This window comes from Streptomyces sp. NPDC002623 (assembly GCF_053592635.1).
Genome location: NZ_JBSFWB010000012.1, coordinates 260120 through 283562 on the forward strand (window position 1 = coordinate 260120; position 23443 = coordinate 283562).

Genomic DNA, 23443 nt, shown 5'->3' on the forward strand with positions numbered 1-23443 from the left:
CCGGTGCAGCTCGGCCTGATCGGCCTCGGCAAGATGGGCGGCAACATGCGCGAGCGCATCCGCCGCGCCGGCCACACCGTCATCGGCTACGACCGCAACCCCGAGGTCTCCGACGTGGCGAGCCTGGCCGAGCTCGTGGACGGGCTCGAAGCCCCGCGCGTGGTCTGGGTGATGGTCCCGGCCGGCGCTGCGACCCAGTCGGTCGTCGACGAGCTGGGCGGGCTCCTCTCCCCCGGCGACACGGTCGTCGACGGCGGCAACTCCCGCTGGACGGACGACGAGAAGCACGCCGAGGAGCTCGCCGCGAAGGGCATCGGCTTCGTCGACGCCGGTGTCTCCGGCGGCGTGTGGGGCCTGCAGAACGGCTACGCCCTGATGGTCGGCGGCGACAAGAAGCACGTCGAGCGGCTCCAGCCGATCTTCGACGCGCTCAAGCCGGAGGGCCCGTACGGCTATGTCCACGCCGGCAAGGTCGGCGCCGGGCACTTCTCGAAGATGGTTCACAACGGCATCGAGTACGCCATGATGCAGGCCTACGCCGAGGGCTGGGAGCTGCTCGAGAAGGTCGACTCGGTGGAGAACGTGCGCGAGGTCTTCCGGTCCTGGCAGGAGGGCACGGTCATCCGGTCCTGGCTGCTCGACCTGGCGGTCAACGCCCTCGACGAGGACGTGCACCTGGACAAGCTGCGCGGCTACGCCGAGGACTCCGGCGAGGGCCGGTGGACGGTCGAGGCCGCCATCGACAACGCCGTCCCGCTGCCGGCCATCACCGCCTCCCTCTTCGCACGGTTCGCGTCCCGTCAGGACGACTCGCCGCAGATGAAGATGATCGCGGCGCTGCGCAACCAGTTCGGCGGCCACGCCGTCGAGTCGGCCGAGAAGTAGCCCGGCCGTGGGGGATCTTCTGCTGGTCCGCCACGGGGAGACGCAGTGGAGCAGGTCGGGACAGCACACCAGCTGGACCGACCTGCCCCTCACCGAACAGGGCGAGGAACAGGCCAAGTCCCTCGCCCCGCTCCTCTCCGGCCGGACCTTCGCGCTGGCCCTGACCAGCCCGCTGCACCGCGCGATCCGCACCGCCGAACTCGCCGGCCTCACCGGGGCCGTGCCCGAACCCGACCTGCACGAATGGGACTACGGCGGCTACGAGGGCGTCACCACCGTCGACATCCACCGCACCCGCCCCGCCTGGGACCTGTGGACCGACGGCGTGCCGCCCGGCCCGGACGGCCACCCCGGGGAGTCGCCCCTGGTGATCGGGCAGCGCGCCGACCGGGTGCTCGCCCGGGTGGACGCGGCGCTCGCGCACGACGACCGTGACGTCGTTCTCGTCGCCCACGGCCATTTCCTGCGGGTCCTGACGGCCCGTCGGCTCGGACTGCCGCCCGCCGAGGGCCGGTTGTTCCAGCTGGCCACCGGCACGGTCAGCCGGCTGTCGACGGAACACGGGCGACCCGTGATCGCCGAATGGAACGTACGCGCATAGGCGGTTGACACCGCTCGACGGGGCCCGCCAGAGTCGCGGCTGATGGAGATCAACGATCTGACACCGGCCGAACAACGAGTCTGGCGGGCCTTCGCCACGGGGGCGACCGTGGACTTCCGGGCGCACGGCGAGGAGAACGGCCCCGAACGCGGCGTCCGGGCCGCCGTGTTGCGAGCGCTGCTCCTCAACGGCCCCCGGGAACCAGGGGAGATAGCCGCTCTCAGGATCGCGGGCGCGCGCATCACCGGCGTCCTCGACCTGCGGTACGCGGTCGTCGACAGCATGATCCGTCTGAGCCACTGCCGCTTCGACGAGGCCCCGCGACTGGTCGGCGCCCAGCTCAACTACATCAGCCTGCGCGACTCCGAGCTGCCCGGTCTGGGCGCTTCGCACACCCGGATCGACGGCGGACTGCGGCTGACCCGCTGCCGGGTCGGCGGCCCGGTCCACCTCAGCAGAGCGCAGATCTCGGGTGCGCTGTACCTCGACGGGGCGGAGGTCACCACGACCGACCCCGCACAGCCCGTCCTCCAGCTCAATCAGGTCTCCATCGACGACGACCTCTGCGCCCGCGGTCTGCGCGCCCACGGACCGATCCGGCTCGACGGCGCCACCGTCGCCGGCTCGATCGACCTGGAGGACGCCGAGTTGAGCAATCCCGGCGGCTTCGTCCTGGAGGCGGAGGCGCTCGACGTGGGCGCGAACCTGCTGGGCCGGCGGATGCGCGTGCAGGGCCGGATCGACCTTCGCGGCGCCCGGATCCCCGGCCGGGTCGATCTGCTGCGCTCCTCCCTGTCCAACCCGGGCGGCACCGCCCTGCGCGCCAGCAGCTGCGTCATCGGCGAGATCTGGCTGCGCGAGGGCCCCCCGATCGAGGGCCGGCTGAACCTGCGGCGCGCCGAGGTGGGCCAACTCCAGCTGGAGCCGGAGATGTTGCCCGACCAGGTGCGGCTGCTGGACCTCACCTACACCTTCCTCACCCCGCACGAGCCCCCCGAGCGGCGGCTGCCCATGCTGGAGCGCGACGAGGGCTTCGACCCGCACGCCTACGAACAGCTGACGGCCGCCTACCGTCGCACCGGCGACGACCGGGCCGCCCGGGTGGTGCAGTTGGCCAAGCAGCGCCGTCATCGCGGCACGCTGCCCTGGTACGGCCGGCTGTGGGGCCATCTCCAGGACGCGGCGGTCGGCTACGGCTTCCGTCCGCTGCGGGCGGCGGTCTGGCTGCTGTCGTTGCTGGCCGTCGGCTCGGTCGCGTACGCCGGACATCACCCGCCGCCGCTCAAGGCGGGCGAGGCCCCCGAGTTCAACCCGGTCTTCTACACGCTCGACCTGCTGCTGCCGGTGATCTCCTTCGGTCAGGAGAGCGCCTTCGCGCCGACCGGCGGGTATCAGACGCTGTCGTACGTCCTCATCGTCACCGGGTGGATCCTGGCCACGACGGTGGCCGCCGGTGTCACCCGGACGGTCAGCCGCCAGTAGGCCGGGTCAGCGCACGGCGTGCTGGGCGGCCAGCCGCACCGGCGCGTTGCCGGCGCCGTAGCCCTGGTAGCCGCCGTCGCGCTGGACGAGTTCGAAGAAGACGCGGCCGACCGTGTGCGTGTAGCAGTGCCGGAAGACGCCGTGCGCGTCCCGGTCGTAGAGGATGCCGAGGTCGCGGTAGGTCTCCAGCTCGCCGTCGGCGAATTCGAAGCGGGCCGCGAGGTCGTCGTAGTAGTTCGCGGGGATGGGCAGCAGGCGGCCGCCGGCCGCGGTGAGCCGGCGGGCCGCGGCGATCACGTCGTCGGTGGCCAGCGCGATGTGCCGGGCGTGCGCGGTGTCGTCGCCGGGGGCCGCGCCGACGGTGAGCGGGAAGCGGACGCTGCCGTCGGCGTTGGTGACGGCGCGGCTGCGCAGCAGCCCGTAGGGGTCGGCGACGTCGACGGACTCCTGGGCGTCGAGGCCGAGGACACCGCGGTGGAAGAGGACCGCCTCGTCGAAGTGGTGCCAGGGCTGGGTGAGCGCCACGTGGTCGACGCGGCAGTCCCCGAGCGTGGCCGAGGCGGTCGCGGCGGTGTGCGGGACGTCCTCGAAGTCGGCGCGCCAGTTGGGGAGTTCGGGCCGGTTCGTGGCGCACAGGAAGAGTTCCGTGCCGTCGGGGGCGGCGACGGCGTCGAGCGGGGCGTCCTCGGCGGCGCGGCGGCGGGGCAGCACGGGGGCGAGGAGTGCCTCGGCGCGGCGGGCGGCCGCGGCCGGGTCCGGTGACTCCAGGCCGATGGCGGCGAGCGTGGTGCCGTCGGCGGGGGTTCCGCCGCGCGGGCGAAGCCGAGCGTGCGGGAGGGCGGCCGGGCCGGTGTTGACCAGGATCCGGGCCTCGCCCTGCTCCCAGAGCTCGACCGGTTTGCCGCGGTGCCGGGCGGTGCGGGCGAAGCCCAGGCCGGCGAGGAGGGCGACGACGGGTTCGGCGTCGTGGGTGACCAGTTCGGCGAAGGCGACCCCGGTCGGCGCGGCGGGCGCGGGCAGGGCCTCGATGCCGGCCTCCTCCTGGAGGATCAGCAGCGAGCGGCGGGCGTCCACGGCGGTCAGACCGGCGTCGGCCTGCCGGAAGACGTCGTTGAAGACCTCCAGGGAGAGCGGACCGTCGTAACCGGTGCGCAGTACGTGTTTCACCAGTCCGGCGACGTCGAAGCCGCCCTGCCCGGGGAAGCAGCGGTGGTGGCGGCTCCACTGCAGGACGTCCATGCCGAGGAGGGGTGCGTCGGCGAGTTGCAGGAAGAAGATCTTCTCGCCGGGGATGTCCTCGATCGGCTTGGGGTCGGAGCCCCGGGAGAGGATGTGGAAGCTGTCGAGGCAGGTGCCGAGCGCGGGGTGATCGGCGGCCTCGACGATGTGCCAGGCGTGGTCGTAGGTGCTGACGTGCCGCCCCCAGGCGAGCGCTTCGTAGGCGACGCGGACGCCGAAGTCCTGGGCCAGGTCGGCCAGTTCGCTGAGCTGCTCGGCGGCGAGGGCGTCGTCGTCCACGGCGAGCGGGGAGACGCTGGAGCAGACCAGGACGGTGTCCGCGCCGAGCCGGTGCATCAGCTCGAACTTGTGCTGGGCGCGGCGCAGGTTGCGGGCGAACTCCGCGGCCGGCACGGCCTCGATGTCCCGCATCGGCTGGTACAGGTCGATGCCCAGGCCGAGGTCGGCGCAGCGGGCGCGGATCTCCTGTGGGGGCAGGGGGCTCGCGAGCAGGTCGTTCTCGAAGATCTCGACGCCGTCGAAACCGGCCCGGGCGGCGGCCGTGAGCTTCTCGGTGAGGGATCCGCTGAGGGAAACGGTTGCTATGGACGTACGCACCTTGACGTCTCCTGGTCGTTGCGGGGCGGCGATCGCTTGCGGGGCGGCCGCTGCTTGCGGGGCGGGGCGGCGGTCTGCGGGGCGGCGGCTGCGGCTGGTTCGTGGCGGCTGCTACTTCGGGGCGGCGACCGCGCCGGCCAGCGCGGCGAAGTGCGCGAGCATCTGCGTGCTGTCGGGTTCCCGACCGGTGAACAGCCGGAACGCGTCCGCGGCCTGGAAGACGGCCATGCCGCCGCCGTCGAGGGTGGCGCAGCCCAGCGCGCGGGCGGTGCGCAGCAGTTGTGTCTCCAGGGGGCGGTAGACGACCTCGGCGACCCACAGGTCGGGCCGCAGCAGCTCCGCCGGGAAGGGCAGGCCGGGGTGGGCGGCCATGCCGGTGGGGGTGGCGTGCACGATGCCGTCGGCCGGGGCGAGCAGGTCGGCCAGCCGGTCCGGGGTGGCGGCCGTGGCCCGGCCGGGCCCGAAGTGGCGGTTCAGGGAGCCGGCGAGATCCGCGGCCCGGTCCGGCAGCGCGTCGACGACCGTGACCTGCCCGGCGCCGAGGGTGAGCGTTGCGTGCGCGACGGCCGCGCCCGCGCCTCCGGCGCCGAGCTGCACGACCCGCTCCAGCGGGACGTCCGGCAGACCGCGCGCGAAAGAGGCGGCGAAACCGGTTACGTCGGTGTTGTGGCCGATGGCCCGGCCGTCCTCGAAGACGACGGTGTTGACCGCGCCGAGCGCCTCGGCCTGCGGGGAGAGCGCGTCGAGGTGCGGGATGACCAGCTGCTTGCACGGGTGCGTGATGTTGAGCCCGTCGAAACCGAGGTCGCGCGCGGCGCGCACGAGGTCGCCGACCGTCTCGGGCGCGACGCCGAGCACGTCGATGTCGACGAGGCGGTACAGGTAGCGCAGCCCCTGCCGGTCGGCCTCCTGCTCGTGCAGCGCCGGGCTGAGCGACGGACCGATGCCGGAACCGATCAGCCCGACGAGATACGAGTCCTTGAAGACGACGGCCACTGCGGACCTCCTGATCGGCTGGATCGACTGAGGCCACTGAGTCGGACGGCGACTGAAGGGACCGAGTCGGACGACTAATGTACGAACTGGTGAGTTAGTCATAACACCGGGGCGGGTCCCAAGGGAAGCCCTCTCACGTCACAGGGCGGGAGAGGGCTTCTAGAATCTCGGCACTGCACTTACGCCGCCCGAAGGAACCCGATGACCAGCGTCGACGAACCGGCACGACCCCACGGCAACGGGCGCATCCGCGACGCCGCCCGGACCCAGGCCGAGATCCTCGACGTGGCGACCCAGGAGTTCGCCCGGGCCGGCTACGCCGGGGCCCGGGTGGACGACATCGCCGCTCTCACCAGCACCACGAAGCGGATGATCTACTACTACTTCGGCGGCAAGGAGCAGTTGTTCACGGCCGTCCTGGAGCGGGCCTACAGCGTGATCCGCGAGGCCGAGCAGGAGCTCGACGTCGAGCATCTCGACCCGGTCGCGGCCATCCGCCGGCTGGCGGAGGTCACCTTCGACCACCATGAGCAGCATCCCGACTTCATCCGTCTGGTGAGCATCGAGAACATCCACGAGGCCGAGCACATCGCCGGCTCCGAGAAGCTCGGGCGGATCGGCTCCCCCGCGCTCGACGTGATCCGCCGCATCCTGGCCTCCGGGCACGAGTCCGGACTGTTCACGGCCGAGGTGGACGCCGTCGACCTGCACGCGATGATCAGCTCGTTCTGCTTCTTCCGGGTGGCCAACCGGCACACGTTCGGCGCGCTGTTCGGCCGCGACCTGGTCGACCCGGCGCAGCGCGAGCACTATCGCACCATGCTCGGCGACATGGTGATCGCCTACCTGACGGCGGAACGCGCGACGGACTGATCCGCCGGGCCCGCGCCGCTCCCGACGGCGGGGGACGGCAGGGACTGCACGGACGGCAGGAACGGCGCGGCGTCGGCGGCGCGGGGCAGTGCGGGACGGGGCGGCACGGAACGGCACAGGGCGGCACGGGACCGGGCGGCGCGGGGCGGAGCAGCCGCGGAAGATCCTTCCGCGCGACCTATTGACAGCGGAGAAACATCAGCGCAACATCCGTAGCCATCCGCTACTAACTACCCAGTGGGTTAATTAGCCGGGCACGCACCCGGCGCAGCCGCCCCGCACCCCAGGGAGCCGGCCCTACTCCCCTTGCCTCACTCCACGTACGTTGGACGCTGGAGTTCCCTCGAAGGAGCACGCCGTGCCCGTCCCCGCCGCACCCCCCGGTCAGCCGAAGAAAGCCGCCACGGCGGCCTGGATCGGCAGCGCCCTGGAGTACTACGACTTCTTCATCTACGGCAGCGCGGCAGCACTGATCTTCCCGAAGGTCTTCTTCGACGAGTCCGACCCGGCCACCGCGACCCTGCTGTCGCTCGCCACGTTCGGCGTCGCCTACGCGGCCCGGCCCGTCGGCGCACTCTTCCTCGGGCACTTCGGCGACCGTGCGGGCCGTAAGAAGATCATGGTCTTCACCCTCATCCTGATGGGCGTCTCGACGTTCCTCATCGGCTGCCTGCCCACCCGCGACCAGGTCGGCTCGCTCGCGCCCGTCCTGCTGGTGCTGTGCCGTGTCCTGCAGGGCATCTCCGCGGCCGGCGAGCAGGCCAGCGCCAACTCCATGACGCTGGAACACGCACCGCCGAACCGGCGCGGCTTCTTCACCAGCTTCACGCTCAGCGGCACCCAGGGCGGCCAGCTCCTCGCCACGCTCGTCTTCATCCCGATCGCGGCCCTCCCCGAGGACCAGCTGCTGTCCTGGGGCTGGCGGGTCCCGTTCTGGCTGAGCATCGCGGTCGCCGTCGCCGGCTACGTCATCCGCCGCAAGCTGGAGGAGACGCCGGCCTTCGAAGCCCAGCAGGCCACCGGCGAGGTCGTCAAGCTGCCCCTGGCGGTGCTGCTGCGCGAGCACTGGGCGGACGTCCTGCGGGTGATCGCCGGCGCGCTCGTCGCCTCGGTCAGCACCATCTTCACCGTGTGGGCGCTGGCGTACGCGACGAGCGACTCGGTCGGCATGGACCGCTCCTCCATGCTGTGGGTGGGCGCGCTGGCCAACCTGGTCGCGCTGGCGGCCATCCCCGCGTGGGCCACGCTCTCCGACCGCATCGGCCGCCGTCCGGTGTTCCTGATCGGCGCGACCGGCAGCGCGGTGATGATGGTCGCCTACCTGTGGGCCATCTCCACCGGCTCCTACCCGCTGATCCTGCTCATGGGCATCGCCACCTTCGGCGTGGTCTACAGCGCAGCGAACGGCGTGTGGCCCTCTTTCTACGGCGAGATGTTCTCCACCCGGGTCCGGCTGTCCGGCATGGCGATCGGCACTCAGATCGGCTTCGCCGTGGCCGGCTTCGCGGTCACCTTCGCCGCGCAGATCGCGGGCCCGAACGGCGACGACTGGTCCTCGGTGGCCCTCTTCACGGCGGCGCTGTGCGTCCCGCCGGTGATCGCGGCGCTGTCGGCCCGGGAGACGGCGAAGATCCCGACGGAGCAGCTGGGCGAGCGCTCCGTGCGGGAGCCGTCCCAGCCGGAAACGGTTACTGCCTGATCCCGCGGGCCGGGGGCGCCGTCCCGCCGCTCCGGCCCCGGCCTCCCCGGACGACCGCTCGCACCGCGGACGACCGCTCGCACCCCGGGACACCGTCCCCGCCCCTGGGTCAGGGCCACCGTCCCCACCCCTGGCCCGGTACGCCGGGACTCCCGAGCCCCCGGAGCCTTCATGGCTCCGGGGGCTCGGGTACGTCATATCAGCCGGAACCGCGCTACCCGGCGTCGACGCCCCTGGGGATGCCGTACGCCCGCTCCACCCGTAGGCGCACCACGAGGCGGCGGTCGCGGACCATGGCCGCCCGGTAGTCGTCCCAGTCGGGGTGCTCGCCGAGGACGTCGCGGTAGAGGCGGATCAGTTCCTCGACCGTGTCGTCGTAGGGGTCCTCGGCGACCGGCGTGAGGTCGGCGGTGGCCTCCGCGACCGTGTAGGCGCGATGGTCGGGGGCGGTGACGTGGTACGACGCCCGGGGGTCGCGGCGCAGGTTGCGGGTCTTGGCGCGATCGTCCGTGACGGAGATCCGGATGACGCCCTCGTCCGGGTAGTAGTGGTGACTGACGTTCGACAGCTGAGGGCGTCCGTCGCGCTTCAGGGTGACCAGCACCCCGCTGCGACCCTCGCCGAGCAGCGCGAGCAGTGCGTTCTGCGTCGTCTCCTGAGTCATGCCTCGCACAACCCGCGCCCTTGGAGACGCATTCCCCTCCGTGCCGAGTAGACAGTGTCTACGAAATCTTGGTAGACAGTGTCCATGGACAAACCTCAGCCGTCCGACCAGGACCTCCGCACCCGTCTGGTCGACGTCGGTGTGGACCTCGTGACCCGGGAGGGCGCGGGCGCGCTGACCCTGCGGGAGATCGCCCGAAGGGCGGGTGTCTCGCACGGGGCGCCGCGTCGCCACTTCCCCACCCATCTGGAGCTGTTGTCGGCGATCGCACACCGCGGCTTCACCGAGCTCGCCGGGCGCGTGACGACGACAGTCGGCGACGGGACCGCGGATCCACGCACGCAACTGACCGAACTGGGCCGCACCTACCTGGAGTTCGCACTGGAGAACCCCGGTATGTACGAGCTGATGTTCCGTCATGATCTGCTGGAGAGCGGCCACTTGCGACTGCGGGACACCAGCCTGCCGTTGTTCGGCCTGCTGGTGGAACTGATCGGCCGCGCCCGGCGGGCCGACGACGCCCGCGACGCTGCCGACACCGCCGAGGCGCGAGAGGCCGCCGAGGCCCGTACGGTCGCGGGCGCGCTGTGGGCGAACCTGCACGGCATCGCCCAGTTGTGGCGCTGGGGAAGTCTCCAACTCGCCACCGGCACCGATGACTTCGCTCCCCTCCTGCGAACCGCCCTGGACGCGCATCTCGGCCCGGAGGCCGGCCGGTGAAGCGTGCCCCGAGCTCCCCCAGTGAATCGAGTTCCCCCAGTTCCCCGAGTTCCCCGCGCCCTCCGCGTCCCCCGTGGCTGACGCTGGCGAGCAGCGTCGCCGGCGCCATGGTCGTGGCACTGGACGGCACCGTGCTCACGGTCGCCCAGCCCGCCCTGCGCCGCGACCTGCACGCCTCCCTCGTCCAGGCCCAGTGGACCAGCACCGGCTATCTGGTCGCGGTGGCCGGCCTGTTGGTGTTCGCCGGGCGGCTCGGCGACCGGTACGGACACCGGCGCGCCTTCGCCCTCGGCATGCTCGGCTTCGGCGCCGCCTCGGCCGGCATCGCGCTGGCGCCGGATGTCGGCTGGGTGATCGGGCTGCGGGTCGTGCAGGGGGTCTTCGGTGCGCTGCTGCAGCCGGCCACGCTGGGGATGCTGCGGGCCGCGTACCCACCCGAGCGGCTGCGGATGCCGATCGCCGTGCGCACCGCGTCCATCGGGGTGGCCGCGGCGGCCGGTCCGGTGGTGGGCGGGGCGCTGGCCACGCACTTCGGCTGGCGGGCCGTGTTCCTCCTCAACATCGCCCCCGCGCTGCTCTTCGGCCTGCTCGCCCTCACCTCACGCGACCACGACACGGCGCCTCCGCCCACCCGTCCTCCGCTCCCGCTCGACGTTCCCGGCGCCCTGCTGCTCGCCGTGGCCCTGGCCTGTCTGGTGCACGCCCTCGTCACGCTGCCGGACATGACCTGGTCGGCCCCGGTCGCGCTCCTCGCCGGCGCCGCCTTCGTACGCCATGAGCGCCGCGCCCCCGCCCCGCTGCTGCCACCGGAGGTAACCGGTTCCAGGGCCGTGGCCGCGGCGCTCGGCGTGCTCGTCCTCGCGTCGGCGGCTCTCAACGGCGCACTGTTCGCCTGTGTCTACGTCCTCCAGGACGGCCTGGGCCTGTCCCCGCTGCGCAGCGCGCTGCTCAGTCTGCCGCTGGCCGTGCTGCTGGTGGCCGCCGCGCCCGCCTCGGCCGTGCTGCTGCGCCGGGCCGGCGCCCGCGCCACGGTCGCGGGGGCTACGGTCGTCCTCGCCACAGGTCTCCTCGTGCTCGCCCGGGCCTCGGGGACGGTCGCCTTCTGCATCGGCTTCGCGCTGGTGGGCGCCGGGTTCGGCGCGGTGATGGTCGCGGCGACCCATGTCGTCGTACGGCAGGCTCCCGTGGAGTCGGCCGGGGTGGCGGGCGGGTTGCAGCAGACGGCGATGAACGTCGGGCCGGTGCTGGGCGTGGCGTCGGCGACCGTGCTGACGGCGCTCGGCTCGGCGCGCACGCCCCTGTTCGTACTGGCTTTCGCCGCCGCGGCGGCGCTGCCGGTCTGCCGTGCGCTGCCGAGCCGATCGCGTCCCGCACCGTCCGGCCCTGCTGCCCCTCCGGTCGGTTCCACGGCTGGTGGAAGCGACGCAACGCACACGGATCACGGTGCCGAAAGGGGTCCGTACAGGCGTTCCCTACGCGACCATGAGGTCTGAGGTCGTCCGGGCGGGGTAGGCCCGGACCGCACCTTGAACGAGCGCACCGGAGGAGAACGATGGCACTGCTGCGGCAAGAGGTCGACCCGAGCGAGGTCGGGCTGGACGCGAAGGCACTGGACCGCCTCGACCAGCACGTCGCCCACTATGTGGACGAAGGGCGCCTGCCCGGGTTCCTGGTGGCCGTCTCCCGCGGCGGCCGGGTCGCGCACCTCACCGCGCACGGCCACCGCGACCGCGCCGCCGGGCTGCCCGTCGAGGCCGACACCCTCTACCGGATCTACTCCATGACCAAGCCGGTCACCTCGGTCGCCGCGCTGATACTGATGGAGGAGGGCCGGCTACGGCTCGACGATCCGGTCGCCGATCATCTCCCGGCCTTCGCCGACCAGCGGGTGTACACGGGCGGCTCCGGTGCGGGCCTCACCACCCGCCCGGTCGAGCAGCCCCTGCTCGTGAAGCACCTGATGACCCATACGGCGGGTCTGACCTTCGCCTTCTACCACTGCCACCCCGTCGACGCCCTCTACCGGGAGGCCGGTCTGGAGTCGGCGGTGCTGCCGGGCTCGAACCTGGCGGAGACGGTGGAGGCGTACGCGCGGCTGCCGCTGCAGTTCGAGCCGGGCACGCAGTGGAACTACTCGGTGGCCACCAACGTCCTGGGCCGGATCATCGAGGTCGTCTCCGGCCGTCCCCTGGACGAGTTCCTCGCCGAGCGGATCTTCCGCCCGCTCGGCATGCCCGACGCCGGCTTCCAGGTCACGGAGGAACAGGCCGGCCGGCTGGCGGAGCTGTACAGCGACCGCGACAGCGGCGGTATCGAGCCGATCCCGGGCCTGCCGCTGTTCGGCCGCCCCCGGTTCCTGTCGGGCAGCGGCGGCATGGTGGCAACCGCTTACGACATCCACCGCTTCAGCGAGCTGCTGCGCCGTCGCGGCGAGCTCGACGGGGTCCGGCTGCTCGCGCCCGAGACGGTCGACCTGATGACCCGCAACCATCTCCCCGGCGGCGCCGACCTGCGCGCCTTCGGCAGCCGCCCCGCCCATGACGAACCCGGTCACGACGGCGTCGGCTTCGGTCTCGGCGTCTCCGTGGTCACCGACCCCAGCCGCACCCAGGTCCCCGCCGGCCTCGGCACCTACGGCTGGAGCGGTGTCGCCACGACGACGTTCTGGGTCGACCCGACCCACGATGTGACCGTGCAGTTCCTCACCCAGTTGAGGCCGCGGCGGTCCCTGAAGCTCTACCCCGACCTCAAACGCCTGGTCCACGAGGCCGTCACGGACTGACGGCCTCGGGTCGACGCACCGCCGCTGTCGCCGGACCGGCCTGTCAGCCCTCGACCCGCAACGTGAACTCCAGCCCCTCGTCGTCGAGTTCGTCCAGCCACTCCTGCGACCGCTGCGCCGTCTCGGCCGCCCTGCTCAGTCCGACCGGCAGGGAGCCGTCCAGGATGTGCCGGACCCCGAGGGCGAGCGGCCGGGAGACACAGCGCGCCATCGCGCTCTCCTCCTCGTCGCCCTCCAGGTCGAGGAGGTAACTCCCCGACCAGGAGCTGCCGCCCGCGGCTCCCACGCCCTCGACCCTGCCCGCACCCGGGTCCACGTACACCTCGAGCGACACGGCGAGGACCACCCGGTCGCGGTCGGCGTCCGTGGTGGGATAGGCGACCGCCAACTCCCGGGCCAGGGCGGCGATCCGGGCGTCGTCGCCGGCCTTCAGCTCCTCGAACACCAGGTCCCAGGCTCGCAGCCAGCCGTCCGGACGCAGCGTGCCGCGCACGAAGGTCCGCGGCTGCCAGCCTCGCGGCAGCTCGTACTGCTCGATGAACGGCACGCTGTCGCGGTTGGGATAGACCTCGAACGTCTCACCGCCGACGAGGTGCCCGCGGGTCGCCTCCCAGGGCCGGTCGACCACGACCTCGACGCCGTCCTCGACATGACGCGCGGGCGAGCGCAGGGAGTTGAGGACGCCGAGGGGCGCCCAGCTGAACCGGTACCTGAAGTCGTTGGGGACGGCGGGAATGCCTCCGCAGTACGAGGTGAGCCGGTACGAGGCCGCCGTGTCGTCGCCGATGGCCTTCCGGGCGCGGGCGACGAGGCTGTGCGCGAAGAGGTGGTCGATGCCCGGGTCGAGCCCGGCCTCGGTGAGGACGACGATCCCCGCCTCCTCGGCCGCGGGCACCTGCTCCAGCACCGCGTCCGAGACATAGCTGGAGCACGCGAAGTGGGCCCCTCGGGTCACGCACGCCGACAGCAGCGGCGCGTGCTCGGGCGCGGGCAGCATCGACACGACGACGTCCCCGGGGGCCAGTTCGGCCGTGAGCGCGTCGAGCGTGTACGGACGCGGCTCGGCGCGTCCGGTCAGGCCCAGCCGGTCGAGAGCCTCGGCCGCTCGCTCCGCCGTGCGGTGCCACAGCCGCACCCGGTCGGTGTGCGCGCACAGGGCGGCCAGGCCGCTGCCCGTGGAGAGTCCGGCGCCCACCCAGTGGACGGCGCCCGATGCGGGAACGAGGTCAGCCACGGCCGAACTCCCCTTCCTTCACACCGAACTCCCCTTCCCGCACACCGAGTTCGCGTTCCCGCACACCATGTTCGCGGCACGCCTCACGGAATCGGTCCAGACACCGCCACCAGGCCGCGTTCACTCCGTACTCCAGCAGCAGGGGCGTCAGCGCGGCCGAGAAGTCGGCACTGGACTCGCGCGGCAGCAGGGACGGCAGATTGTCGATGGCGATCAGGTCGAGCGGGGGCTCCTTGCGCAGCCGGCGCACCGGATCCGTCCACTCGGTCGTGCGGTCGTACACCGGCAGGACGTTGAGGGACGAGCCCACGTCACAGGTGACGTCGGAGAGGGTGCGCAGCCGGCGGGCCGGGGCGTCCAGATCCTCCTCGCGGACGAACGGCGGCACCGGGGCGGTGGCGAGGACGCAGTTGACCAGCACGTCGTGCGCCAGCAGGGCGGCGCGGTCCAGATCGCGGGTCTCCGCGAGGTCCCAGCAGGTGGGTTCGACGCCGGCCGTGGCGAACGCGGCCCGTGCGCCCCGGCCGCTGCGCCCCAGAGCGCCGGTGACGAGGGCGGTGAACTCCTCGTCACCGGCCGCCGGACGCAGCGTCTCGTCCAACTCCGCCTTCTCGGTGGGCCGCAGGGGCGCGGTGAGCCGGCCCCGGTGCTGAAGGACCGCCAGGGCCGCGCCCAGGTAGCCCGCCCAGAAGCCGAAGGCGGCGAGGCGACGGCCGTCGTCGTCGACCAGGTACTCCAGGTCGAGCAGCGCCCCTCCCCCGGCGGCGAACCGGCGCAACAGGTCGGCCGCGCCCGGCTGTTGCTTGTAGGCGTGCCCGAAGAAAATATGCCGGTGCGTCAGTTCGCCGGGCTCGTCCGGGAGTTCCTTCAGGCCGAGGACCACCGCGTCGTGCGGCGCGGACGCCCAGGAGCCCGCGGGCACGATCCGGGCGCCGACGGCCTCGTACTCCTGGGTCGGGAAGACGCGCTGCGGGGAGTCCTCGACCGTGAGGCGCACGCCTGCCTCGACGAGCCGTCGGGCGTCCTCCGGGACGGCCGGCGTGCGCCGTTCGGTGGGGCGGGCCTCGTGGCGCAGCCACAGATGCAGTTCGGCCGTACGCAGCTCGGTCATACGCAGTTGACCTCCGGACGCGGGGCGTCGGCCGCGAAACGGTCGGCGCTCAGGGGGGTGACGTCCACGAAGGGTACGCGGCCCAGATACAGGTCACGGACGACCTCGCCGACCGCCGGCCCCTGGAGGAAACCATGGCCCGAGAAGCCGGTTGCATACAGAAAACGGGATACCGAAGACGCCTCGCCGATCAGGGCGTTGCAGTCCGGGCTGACCTCGTACAGTCCCGCCCAGCCGCCCGTGCGCCGCAGGTCGAGGAGGGCGGGGGCGCGGCGCTGCATGGCGTCGGCCAGACGGGGGATCCACCGCTCGTGGGTGTCGGTGGCGAAGCCGGGACGCTCGTCCGGATCGGACAGGCCGACCAGCAGGCCGGGGCCCTCGGTGTGGAAGTAGAGGGTGCTGCTGAAGTCGATGGTCATCGGCAGGCCGGGCGGCAGACCCGGGACCGGCTCGGTGACCGCGATCTGACGGCGCAGCGGCTGCACCGGCAGCTCCACGCCGGCCATCGCGCCGACGGCCTTGGACCAGGCGCCGGCCGCGCAGATCACCGTGTTCGTGGTGATGCGGCCGAGCGTCGTCTGCACCGCGGTGATCGCGGTGCCCTGTCGTTCGATGCCGGTGACCGCGGTGTGCCGCAGGATGCGCGCACCGCACCGGCGGGCGGCGGCCGCGTACCCGTGGACGACGGCCTCCGGCGTGCAGTGGCCGTCGTCGGGCGAGAACGCGGCCGCCAGTAACCCGTCGGTCCTGATCAGCGGGGACAGGCGCTGCGCCTCGGCGGGGTCGATCATGCGGCTGGGCACGCCCAGCGCGTTCTGCAGCCGCACGCCCGCCTCGAAGGAGGCGACCTCCTGCGGGGTGGACAGCAGGAAGAGGTAGCCGACGCGGTGCAGCCCGATGTCGTACCCGATCTCCTCCTCGAACCGGCCGAACGCCTCCAGGCTGCGCGCCCCGAGCTGGATGTTCAGCTCGTCGGAGAACTGGGCGCGGACCCCTCCGGCGGCCTTCGAGGTCGAGCCGGCGGCGAGTTCGTCCCGCTCGACCAGCAGGACGTCGCGGACACCGGCGGCGGCGAGGTGATAGGCGATGCTCGTGCCCATCACCCCACCGCCGATGACGACGACCGAGGCATGCGTGTTCACGCGAGCGGCTCCTTTTCGCGGCGGCCCCGGCCCTGACGCCGGCGCCGAGGCTGTCGTATGCCGTGACCGCCGTGATCCCTACCCGTTCGGGCGGCGGTCCGAAGCACCCTCAGGACCAGTGGGCCACCGCGTCCAGATGGGGCAGCCGGTGGTCCAGGCGCTCCCGCTTGGTGCGCAGATAGGTGATGTTGTTCTCGCACGGCTCGATCAGCAGGGGCACCTCCTCGGCGACCTTGATGCCGTTGTCCACCAGCGCCTCACGCTTGCGCGGGTTGTTCGACATCAGGCGGACGGAGCGCACGCCGAGGTCGCGCAGGATGTCGGCGGCCACCTTGTAGTCGCGGGCGTCCACCGGGAAACCGAGCGCGACGTTCGCCTCGACGGTGTCCAGACCCTCCGCCTGCAGCGCCATCGCCCGCAGCTTCCCGAGCAGGCCTATGCCCCGGCCCTCGTGCCCGCGCAGATAGACGACGATCCCGCGGCCCTCGGCGACGACCGCCCGCAGCGCGGACTCCAGCTGGTCGCCGCACTCGCAGTGCTGCGAGCCGAACGCGTCGCCGGTCAGGCACTCCGAGTGCAGCCGGGTCAGCACGTCCTCCGCGCCGATCTCCCCGTAGACGAGGGCGACCTGTTCGTCACCCCGGTCGTGGTCCATGTAGCCGATCGCCTGGAATTTGCCGTACACGGTGGGCAAGGGCGCATTCACCACGCGTTCCACACCGGTGCGCTGGGGGGTCTTCTTGCCGAGTACGCCAATTTTTTCTGTCATGATCTGGTTCCTAAGCAGAGACGAAGGGCCGGGGAAAGATGAGTGTTTCGGGAATACGGTCGGCGGCGTACGGGCTGGTGCCGACGGACACCGCCGAAGACGTAAGGACCCGGGGCGCCGGCGTCTCGACGCAGGTGGCGGTCCTTCCCGTCGGAAGCTTCGAGCAGCACGGACCGTACCTGCCCCTGGCCACCGACACACTGGTGGCGTGCGCCATCGCCCGGGAGATCGCCGGGGCGTACCCGGTGCATCTCCTTCCGCCGGTGACCATCGCCTGCTCGCACGAGCACGCGGCCTGGCCGGGGACCGTCAGCATCTCCTCCGTGACCCTTCACGCGGTGGTACGGGACATCGCGGCGTCGTTGCGCCGCTCGGGCGTCGAGGCCCTGGTGCTGGTCAACGGACACGGCGGGAACTACGTCCTGGGCAATGTCGTCCAGGAGTCCTCCGCCCGCGGTGAGCGGATGGCGCTCTTCCCGGCCCCGGAGGACTGGGAGACGGCGCTGGAGCGGTCCGGGGTGTCGACCTCGCTGCTCACCGACATGCACGCCGGGGAGATCGAGACCTCGATCCTGCTGCACGCTCATCCCGAACTCGTCCGGCCCGGTTATGAGTCGGCCGATTTCGTCGCGGACGATCGCCGTCATCTGCTCACTCTGGGAATGTCCGCCTATACCGATTCAGGCGTCATCGGCCGTCCTTCCCTGGGGTCGGCGGAAAAGGGGAAGGAACTCCTGGCGAGCCTGGCGGATTCCTTCGGCGCGTATTTCTCGCTGCTGACTCCGGGAGCCTCGACGCGCACGTCACAGACCGGCTCGGAGACCGGCTCGGAGACCGACTCCGCGTAGTGCGGCCGGTGTTCGTCGAGTTCGGGTCCGGCCGCCTCGGCGGCCCCCGCCCGCACTCCCGCGTACCAGCGCACGACCAGCACGACCGCCCCCGGCAGCGCCGCCACGAAGCTGAGCACGCCGTACACGACGGCGACCGCGAGGCCGGTGCTCGCACCGAGCCCGGCGGCGCCGAACGCCCAGGCGGTGACGCCCTCGCGGGGCCCCCAGCCGCCGACGTTCAGCGGCAGGCCCATGGCGAGCAGGGCGAGGACGGCGATCGGCAGCAGCGCGAGGACCGAGGCCGAGGAGCCGGCGACCCGGGCGGCCACCACGAACATACCGAGGTGACCGGCCAGCACGACCACCGACGACACGGCGACACCCGGACCGTTGCGCCGCGACAGCAGTCCCTCACGCGCCTCGGCCAGCACCCCCCGCAGCCGCCCGCCCCGACGCGCCGTCGAGGAGTTCATCCGGACCGCGACGACCACGGCGAGCGCGCCCACCCCGGCCAGCAGGACCAGCGGGGCGAGCTGCCGGGCGTCCGCCATCACCGGGGAGGGCAACGTCAGCAGGACCGTTACACCTGCCACGGCCAGCACCAACTGCCCCGCGGTGCGCTCCAGGACGACGGCCCGCACGCCGCGTCCCACATCACCGGCGCTCTGCCCGTGCCGCACCGCGCGGTGCACATCGCCGAGAACGCCGCCGGGCAGCGCCGCGTTGAGGAACAGCGAACGGTAGTAGTCGGCGACGGCCGGGCCGAACGGCAGCCGGATCCGCAGCGCACGGGCCACCAGCGCCCACCGCCACGCGCTGAACACGGTGGTGACCGCGCCGATCCCGAGCGCCGCCAGAAGGATCGGGGCGTCGATCCGCCGCAGCCCGTCCAGGAAGACGCCGGTGCCCATCTTCCACAGCAGGGCGGTGAGGATGACGACCCCGGCGACGGTCCCGAAGTGCGTGCGCAGGGCGCGGTTGCCGAGCAGGGCACGCAGCCGCGAGGGCTGCTCCGTGCGCGGCCGGGTCACGATGACGCCGATCCGGGCCTCGGACACGGCGGCGCCGGTGCGGCCCGCCGACGGGCTGCGCAGGGGCCGCCGGACGACCGGCCGGGCCCCCTCGCTCCACACGACCGGCGCGGCGGCGCGCACCCGCGGGCCGACCGTCTCCGCGCTCATCACGCCCCGCCCGTCGGCCGGGCCAGTGCCAGCAGGTCGCTGTGGTGGACGGTGACCTGGAGTTCGCCCGCCGCGCAGGCCGCCAGCCGGCCGACCAGGTAGGCCTCGGCGCGCTCGGCGAGCCCGGGGCGCTCCTCCACGGCCGCGCCGACCCAGCCACGCAGCCACTGAGCGGTCAGGCCCACGTTCTCGGGGCCCAGCCGCCAGGGGCTCGGGTGGACCTTGACGGTCGCGCCGTGGGCGGCGAACGCCTCGCAGGCGACACTCACCGCGTCGGGGCCGAGCAGGCCGTCGCGCCGCTGATGATCGTTGAAGGCGGCGGCGATCTCGTCGTCCAGCGGGTCCGGGCTGGAGAACTCCACGCGGCCGGCGACCGACAGCGTCAGCAGCGCCGGGCAGCCCGCGCCCGCGCAGGCCGAGGCTAGCGTCTCGACCTCCTCGCGGGTGAGGACGTCCAGCAGTGCGGAGGCGGTGACCAGCGAGGCGCCGAGCAGGGCGTCCGGGGTGAGCCGGGCGACGTCGCCGCGCCGCGTCTCGACGGTCACCCGGCTGCCGTCGGCGGCCGCCCGCGGAGAGGCGACGGCCGCGAAGTGCAGGAGGTAGGGGTCACGGTCGTGCAGCACCCAGTGCTGGGCGCCGTCCAGCCGGGGGGCCAGCCAGCGGCCCATCGAGCCGGTGCCGCAGCCCAGGTCGTGGATGGCCAGCCCGCTGCGGCCGGGCAGGTTCGCGAGCCGGATCCGCAGCGGGTCCAGCAGCTCCATCGCCCGCGCGCCGGCGTCGGCCGGCTCGCGCAGCTCCAGCCACTCGGGGGCGTAGCGGGGCTGCTCGTCGGGCCCGGCGTCGCGCAGCCGCACGGTGGGCCGCTCACCGGGCCGGACCACCGGTCCCGCGCCGGCGATGACGGCCTGCGCCACGGAGCCTGCGCCCGTGCTGTCGGGAACCACTGCCTCGGTCATGAGACCAGCCTCCTTCCGGACCGGCTGGGTCGGAATGCCGCCCACCCGTCGTGCCACGTCGGCCGGGGTCGCCGTCGTCTTCCTCATGCCGCCCTCCGGGGTTCGCTGGGAAGCCGGCCGAGCACCCCGGCCAGGCTCTGGGCGGTGCTCGCCCAGCCGTTCAGAGCCGCCCGGCGGCCGCGCGCGGCGGCCTTGAGGCGACGCCGTACGTCGGCCTCGCCGAACCAGCCGCGCAGTTCGACCGCGAGGGCGGCCGGATCCTCCGGCGGGACCAGGATGCCGGGGACACCGCCGTCGGGGGCGCGGCCGACCGCCTCCGGAAGCCCGCCGACGTCCGTCGCGAGGACGGGGATGCCACGGGCGAGCGCCTCGGTGACGGCCATGCCGTACGTCTCCGCGTACGAGGTGAGGACCATCAGGTCGGCGGAGGCGTAGGCGGCGTCGAGTTCGGCGCCGGCCTTCGGGCCCGCGAGCTGCAGCCGGTCCTCGAGGCCGTACTTCGCGATGAGGCCGCGCAGATGGGTGACGTACTCCGGGTCCTGCCCGAGGCCGCCCACGCACACACAGCTCCACGGCAGGTCCCGGGCCGCGGCCAGCGCCTCCACCAGCCGGTGCTGGCCCTTGCGCGGGGTGACGGCGGCCACGCACAGCAGCCGGGAGACGCCGTCCGTGCCGGAGGCCAGCGGGGCGATGTCGGCGCCGGGGGCGGCGACGTGCACCCGCTCGGGGGCGAGGCCGTGGTGCGAGACCAGGCGGCGCACCGCCCACTCGCTGGTGGCGATCACCGCGGGGACGGCCCGCAGCACGGCCCGCTCCTTGGCGTCGAGTTCGGCCGCCACCTCGGGCGCGAGACCCCGCTCGTCACCGAGCGGCAGGTGGACGAGCACGGCGAGCCGCAGGCGCTCCGCCTCGGGCGCGATGATCTCCGGCACCCCGCAGGCCACCAGACCGTCGATGAGGACGACCGTCCCGTCGGGGAACTCCCGCAGGGTGCGGGCCAGTTCCGCGCGGGCCGCGGCCTCCGGACGGGGCCAGGAACCGGACGCCAGGTGCTTGTGCACCTGCCAGCCGAAGCCCGGCAGATCCAGGCACAGGCGCCGGTCGTAGGCGTTGCCGCCGCTCGGGTTCGCCGCATCGTCGACTCCGCCGGGCATCACGAAGTGCACGGAGCGCAGCGACATGGGGATGATCCCGCCCATCTTGGGAAGCGCCGCCTGCGAGGGCACGTACGAAAGCGAGGCCGTGTGCACGGTCTTCTCCAGGGTCACGTCGGTCACAGCGCACGCTCGTAACTCGCCCAGGCGACGTGCGACTCGTGCAGGGAGACCGCGACGGCCGCGATGCCCCGGGCGCCCTCGCCGAGCGCCCCCTTGTGGATGCGCTCCGCGAGCCGGTCCGCGATGACCTTGGCCAGGAACTCCGTCGAGGTGTTGACCCCGGCGAAATCGGGCTCGTTGTCGAGGTTGCGGTAGTTCAGCTCGCTGACCACGGCACCCAGTTCCTGCGTGGCGAGTCCGATGTCGACGACGATGTTGTCGTCGTCCAGCTGCTCGCGGCGGAAGGTGGCGTCCACGAGGAACGTCGCTCCGTGCAGGCGCTGCGCGGGTCCGAAGACCTCGCCGCGGAAGCTGTGGGCGATCATGATGTGATCGCGGACGGTGACACTGAACAACGGACGACCCTCCAGGTGCGGCGCGTCTGGCTCCCCCGGCAGTTGGCCGCCGGGGGATGCCGTGTAGTACGGACCTTCGCTTCCCCGTGTTCAGCCCGATCTCACTCTTTTCTCAGGTCAGACCCTCTTGTGCATACCTGACGCGGTGACAGAGGGCCGGGATCTCGCCCGACGCGAGCTTCGGCATGACGTCCGGCAGCTCCTCGAAAGCGCTGTCTCCCGTGACGAGCGCGTCCAGCGCCGGATCGGCCAACAGCTCCAGGGCGAGCGCGAGCCGATCGGCGTACGTACGGCTGGAGCGGCGGGCCGGGGAGACCGCGCCGACCTGGCTGCTGCGGATGACCAGCCGACGGGAGTGGAACTCCTCGCCCAGCGGCAGGGAGACCTTCCGGTCGCCGTACCAGCTGAGTTCGAGGACCGTGCCCTCGGCCGTCAGCAGCTCCAGGGAGCGGGCGAGACCCGCTTCGGTGGCACTGGCGTGCACGACGAGATCACAGCCGCCCAGAGCGTCCCCGGGGACGGCGAAGCCGACGCCGAGGGCCTCGGCGGTCTTCGCCCGCGCCGGGTCGGCGTCCACCAACTGCACCCGCACCCCCGGGAAACGGGCCAGCAGCGCGGCCACCGAGCAGCCGACCATCCCCCCGCCGACCACCGCGATCCGGTCGCCGACCAGCGGCGCCGCGTCCCACAGCGCGTTGACGGCCGTCTCGATCGTGCCCGCGAGGACGGCCCGTTCAGCGGGCACGGAGTCGGGGACGACCGTCACGGCGGCGACCGGGACGACGTACCGCGTCTGGTGCGGATAGAGGCAGAACACGGTCCGTCCGACGAGGTCCGCCGGCCCCTCCTCCACCAGCCCCACATTGAGGTAGCCGTACTTCACCGGGGCCGGGAACTCGCCCTCCTGGAACGGCGCCCGCATCACGGCGTGCTGGCTCGCGGGGACCCCGCCGCGGAACACCAGCGTCTCCGTGCCACGGCTGACGCCGGAGAACAGCGAACGGACCAGCACCTCGCCCTGCGCGGGGTCGGGAAGGGTGAGATCGCGTATCCCGCCCTCACCCGGAGAGTCGATCCAGAACGCACGAGCGGTGCGGTTCATCGGGATCCTCCTGAACGATCGGGAACCTGTTCACGTACCGAGGTGTGCACAGTCCGCGCACAGTACGCGGCACTGATCATCTCTGTCATCTGGCCGGAGGAATGTGCGGTGGCCCTGAACAACACTTACGACGCAAGGCTGGTCCAGCAGGAGACCGCTGTGGGAGCGGGCGTACAGATCCTGTTGCTGGCGTTGCTCGGCTCGGCGATCGGCCTGGGGCCGGCGGGCTGGGTGACCGGTCTCGTCTTCGCCATCGCCACCTGGGCGGTCCTCTCCCGGGCGCTGCACCGATCCAGTCTGCGCTCCTTCGGCCCGGCCAACCGGGTCACGCTCGGCCGGGCGACCCTGGTGGGCGGGGTGACCGCGCTGGTCGCGGACTCCTTCGAGTCCGCCCCGCCGGTGACGCTCCTGGTCGGCCTGACAGCCGTCGCCCTGATCCTCGACGGCGTCGACGGCAAGGTCGCCCGCCGCACCGGCACCTCGACGGCGCTCGGCGCGCGCTTCGACATGGAGGTCGACGCGTTCCTGATCCTGGTGCTCAGCGTCTACGTCTCGATGGCGCAGGGCCCGTGGGTCCTGCTCATCGGCGGCATGCGCTACGCCTTCGTCGCCGCGGCCCGCGTCGCCCCCTGGCTCAACGCGCCGCTCCCGCCGAGCACCGCCCGCAAGACGGTCGCCGCACTGCAGGGCGTCCTGCTGCTGGTGGCGGGCGCCGACCTGCTGCCCCACGCGGCCAACTTCGCCGTCGTGCTGCTGGCGCTGGGCTCGCTGCTGTGGTCCTTCGGCCGCGACGTGCTGTGGCTGTGGCGGACCTCGCGCGTCACGGCGGAGGCACCCGCGGAGAAGATGCTCGAGCTCGTCTAGCACGTGGGGGGAGGGGCCCGGACCAGCTTCCTGGTCCGGGCCCC

General features: G+C 72.7%; 21 protein-coding genes and 1 pseudogene. 10 read left to right on the forward strand and 12 right to left on the reverse strand.

Annotated features, from left to right (window positions below):
- The first annotated feature begins 3 nt into the window (after positions 1-3).
- The 3 genes from gnd to ACWD4O_RS23645 are packed head-to-tail and all read left to right on the forward strand — an operon-like array spanning position 4 to position 2968.
- Positions 4-885 (forward strand): phosphogluconate dehydrogenase (NAD(+)-dependent, decarboxylating), encoded by an 882-nt coding sequence (gnd, locus tag ACWD4O_RS23635; RefSeq protein WP_450948089.1) that lies wholly within the window; start codon positions 4-6, stop codon positions 883-885.
- Between the two features lie 7 nt (positions 886-892).
- On the forward strand, positions 893-1486 hold the full coding sequence (locus ACWD4O_RS23640) for a histidine phosphatase family protein (protein ID WP_451282525.1): 594 nt from the start codon (positions 893-895) through the stop codon (positions 1484-1486).
- A 42-nt stretch (positions 1487-1528) separates the two neighbouring features.
- Positions 1529-2968 (forward strand): membrane-associated oxidoreductase, encoded by a 1440-nt coding sequence (locus ACWD4O_RS23645; RefSeq protein ID WP_451282526.1) that lies wholly within the window; start codon positions 1529-1531, stop codon positions 2966-2968.
- Positions 2969-2974: 6 nt separating this feature from the next.
- Here the strand turns inward: ACWD4O_RS23645 and ACWD4O_RS23650 are convergent, their stop codons facing one another.
- Together ACWD4O_RS23650 and ACWD4O_RS23655 are read right to left on the reverse strand one after the other, a co-directional pair.
- Entirely contained in the window at positions 2975-4804 is a 1830-nt protein-coding gene (locus tag ACWD4O_RS23650) for a bifunctional sugar phosphate isomerase/epimerase/4-hydroxyphenylpyruvate dioxygenase family protein (protein WP_451282528.1), read from the reverse strand.
- A 111-nt stretch (positions 4805-4915) separates the two neighbouring features.
- Positions 4916-5800 (reverse strand): shikimate dehydrogenase, encoded by an 885-nt coding sequence (locus ACWD4O_RS23655; RefSeq protein WP_451282530.1) that lies wholly within the window; start codon positions 5798-5800, stop codon positions 4916-4918.
- A 201-nt stretch (positions 5801-6001) separates the two neighbouring features.
- Here ACWD4O_RS23655 and ACWD4O_RS23660 point away from each other — a divergent pair, with 201 nt between their 5' ends.
- Entirely contained in the window at positions 6002-6673 is a 672-nt protein-coding gene (locus ACWD4O_RS23660) for a TetR family transcriptional regulator (RefSeq protein WP_451282532.1), read from the forward strand.
- Positions 6674-7031: 358 nt separating this feature from the next.
- Entirely contained in the window at positions 7032-8372 is a 1341-nt protein-coding gene (locus ACWD4O_RS23665) for an MFS transporter (RefSeq protein ID WP_451282534.1), read from the forward strand.
- A gap of 214 nt (positions 8373-8586) precedes the next feature.
- Here ACWD4O_RS23665 and ACWD4O_RS23670 read toward each other — a convergent pair whose 3' ends face one another.
- Positions 8587-9036 (reverse strand): PPOX class F420-dependent oxidoreductase, encoded by a 450-nt coding sequence (locus tag ACWD4O_RS23670; protein WP_451282536.1) that lies wholly within the window; start codon positions 9034-9036, stop codon positions 8587-8589.
- Between the two features lie 84 nt (positions 9037-9120).
- Between ACWD4O_RS23670 and ACWD4O_RS23675 the strand changes: the two genes are divergently transcribed.
- The 3 genes from ACWD4O_RS23675 to ACWD4O_RS23685 all read left to right on the forward strand — a co-directional run bounded on the left by ACWD4O_RS23675 (position 9121) and on the right by ACWD4O_RS23685 (position 12538).
- Positions 9121-9756 (forward strand): TetR/AcrR family transcriptional regulator, encoded by a 636-nt coding sequence (locus ACWD4O_RS23675; protein ID WP_451282538.1) that lies wholly within the window; start codon positions 9121-9123, stop codon positions 9754-9756.
- Between the two features lie 107 nt (positions 9757-9863).
- Complete coding sequence (locus ACWD4O_RS23680; RefSeq protein WP_451282540.1) at positions 9864-11249, forward strand: MFS transporter; 1386 nt, start codon at positions 9864-9866, stop codon at positions 11247-11249.
- A 59-nt stretch (positions 11250-11308) separates the two neighbouring features.
- Positions 11309-12538: a serine hydrolase domain-containing protein gene (locus ACWD4O_RS23685; RefSeq protein WP_451282542.1), complete on the forward strand. Its 1230-nt coding sequence runs from the start codon at positions 11309-11311 to the stop codon at positions 12536-12538.
- A gap of 43 nt (positions 12539-12581) precedes the next feature.
- Here ACWD4O_RS23685 and ACWD4O_RS23690 read toward each other — a convergent pair whose 3' ends face one another.
- The 4 genes from ACWD4O_RS23690 to ribA all read right to left on the reverse strand — a co-directional run bounded on the left by ACWD4O_RS23690 (position 12582) and on the right by ribA (position 16794).
- Entirely contained in the window at positions 12582-13772 is a 1191-nt protein-coding gene (locus tag ACWD4O_RS23690) for a saccharopine dehydrogenase family protein (protein WP_451282544.1), read from the reverse strand.
- Complete coding sequence (locus tag ACWD4O_RS23695) at positions 13765-14883, reverse strand: saccharopine dehydrogenase (RefSeq protein WP_451282546.1); 1119 nt, start codon at positions 14881-14883, stop codon at positions 13765-13767. The genes ACWD4O_RS23690 and ACWD4O_RS23695 overlap by 8 nt, the downstream gene beginning before the upstream one ends.
- Positions 14880-16025 (reverse strand): NAD(P)/FAD-dependent oxidoreductase, encoded by a 1146-nt coding sequence (locus ACWD4O_RS23700; RefSeq protein ID WP_451282548.1) that lies wholly within the window; start codon positions 16023-16025, stop codon positions 14880-14882. The genes ACWD4O_RS23695 and ACWD4O_RS23700 overlap by 4 nt, the downstream gene beginning before the upstream one ends.
- Before the next feature lie 109 nt (positions 16026-16134).
- Positions 16135-16794 (reverse strand): GTP cyclohydrolase II, encoded by a 660-nt coding sequence (ribA, locus tag ACWD4O_RS23705; RefSeq protein WP_450947915.1) that lies wholly within the window; start codon positions 16792-16794, stop codon positions 16135-16137.
- A 38-nt stretch (positions 16795-16832) separates the two neighbouring features.
- On the opposite strand from ribA, the gene ACWD4O_RS23710 reads away from it, so the two are divergent.
- Positions 16833-17642, forward strand: a complete 810-nt coding sequence (locus ACWD4O_RS23710; protein WP_451282550.1) for a creatininase family protein — start codon at positions 16833-16835, stop codon at positions 17640-17642.
- A 149-nt stretch (positions 17643-17791) separates the two neighbouring features.
- On the opposite strand, the pseudogene ACWD4O_RS23715 reads toward ACWD4O_RS23710, so the two are convergent.
- The 5 genes and pseudogenes from ACWD4O_RS23715 to ACWD4O_RS23735 all read right to left on the reverse strand — a co-directional run.
- A pseudogene (locus ACWD4O_RS23715) lies at positions 17792-18805 on the reverse strand (lysylphosphatidylglycerol synthase transmembrane domain-containing protein); the annotation flags it as partial.
- A complete protein-coding gene (locus ACWD4O_RS23720) occupies positions 18805-19848 on the reverse strand; it encodes a trans-aconitate methyltransferase (RefSeq protein WP_451282552.1) in 1044 nt (347 codons plus the stop codon). The gene ACWD4O_RS23720 and the pseudogene ACWD4O_RS23715, both read right to left, overlap by 1 nt.
- Positions 19845-21038 carry a glycosyltransferase family 4 protein gene (locus tag ACWD4O_RS23725; RefSeq protein WP_451282554.1) on the reverse strand — a complete coding sequence of 398 codons (1194 nt, stop codon included), beginning with the start codon at positions 21036-21038 and terminating at the stop codon, positions 19845-19847. The genes ACWD4O_RS23720 and ACWD4O_RS23725 overlap by 4 nt, the downstream gene beginning before the upstream one ends.
- Positions 21035-21433, reverse strand: a complete 399-nt coding sequence (locus ACWD4O_RS23730; RefSeq protein WP_451282556.1) for a 6-pyruvoyl trahydropterin synthase family protein — start codon at positions 21431-21433, stop codon at positions 21035-21037. Before ACWD4O_RS23730 ends, ACWD4O_RS23725 begins: the two co-directional genes overlap by 4 nt.
- A 112-nt stretch (positions 21434-21545) precedes the next feature.
- Positions 21546-22535, reverse strand: coding sequence for a zinc-dependent alcohol dehydrogenase (locus tag ACWD4O_RS23735; RefSeq protein ID WP_451282558.1), 990 nt, complete (start codon positions 22533-22535; stop codon positions 21546-21548).
- A 108-nt stretch (positions 22536-22643) separates the two neighbouring features.
- Here ACWD4O_RS23735 and ACWD4O_RS23740 point away from each other — a divergent pair, with 108 nt between their 5' ends.
- Positions 22644-23399 carry a CDP-alcohol phosphatidyltransferase family protein gene (locus ACWD4O_RS23740; RefSeq protein ID WP_451282560.1) on the forward strand — a complete coding sequence of 252 codons (756 nt, stop codon included), beginning with the start codon at positions 22644-22646 and terminating at the stop codon, positions 23397-23399.
- Positions 23400-23443 lie beyond the last annotated feature (44 nt).

Excerpts from the sequence above, each read along its gene's own strand:
- ACWD4O_RS23645 (WP_451282526.1), top strand. The coding sequence starts at position 1,529 with ATGGAGATCAACGATCTGACACCGGCCGAACAACGAGTCTGGCGGGCC.
- ACWD4O_RS23660 (WP_451282532.1), top strand. The coding sequence starts at position 6,002 with ATGACCAGCGTCGACGAACCGGCACGACCCCACGGCAACGGGCGCATC.
- ACWD4O_RS23670 (WP_451282536.1), bottom strand. The coding sequence starts at position 9,036 with ATGACTCAGGAGACGACGCAGAACGCACTGCTCGCGCTGCTCGGCGAG.
- ACWD4O_RS23675 (WP_451282538.1), top strand. The coding sequence starts at position 9,121 with ATGGACAAACCTCAGCCGTCCGACCAGGACCTCCGCACCCGTCTGGTC.
- ACWD4O_RS23680 (WP_451282540.1), top strand. The coding sequence starts at position 9,864 with ATGGTCGTGGCACTGGACGGCACCGTGCTCACGGTCGCCCAGCCCGCC.
- ACWD4O_RS23685 (WP_451282542.1), top strand. The coding sequence starts at position 11,309 with ATGGCACTGCTGCGGCAAGAGGTCGACCCGAGCGAGGTCGGGCTGGAC.
- ACWD4O_RS23695 (WP_451282546.1), bottom strand. The coding sequence starts at position 14,883 with ATGACCGAGCTGCGTACGGCCGAACTGCATCTGTGGCTGCGCCACGAG.
- ribA (WP_450947915.1), bottom strand. The coding sequence starts at position 16,794 with ATGACAGAAAAAATTGGCGTACTCGGCAAGAAGACCCCCCAGCGCACC.
- ACWD4O_RS23710 (WP_451282550.1), top strand. The coding sequence starts at position 16,833 with ATGAGTGTTTCGGGAATACGGTCGGCGGCGTACGGGCTGGTGCCGACG.
- ACWD4O_RS23720 (WP_451282552.1), bottom strand. The coding sequence starts at position 19,848 with ATGAGGAAGACGACGGCGACCCCGGCCGACGTGGCACGACGGGTGGGC.
- ACWD4O_RS23735 (WP_451282558.1), bottom strand. The coding sequence starts at position 22,535 with ATGAACCGCACCGCTCGTGCGTTCTGGATCGACTCTCCGGGTGAGGGC.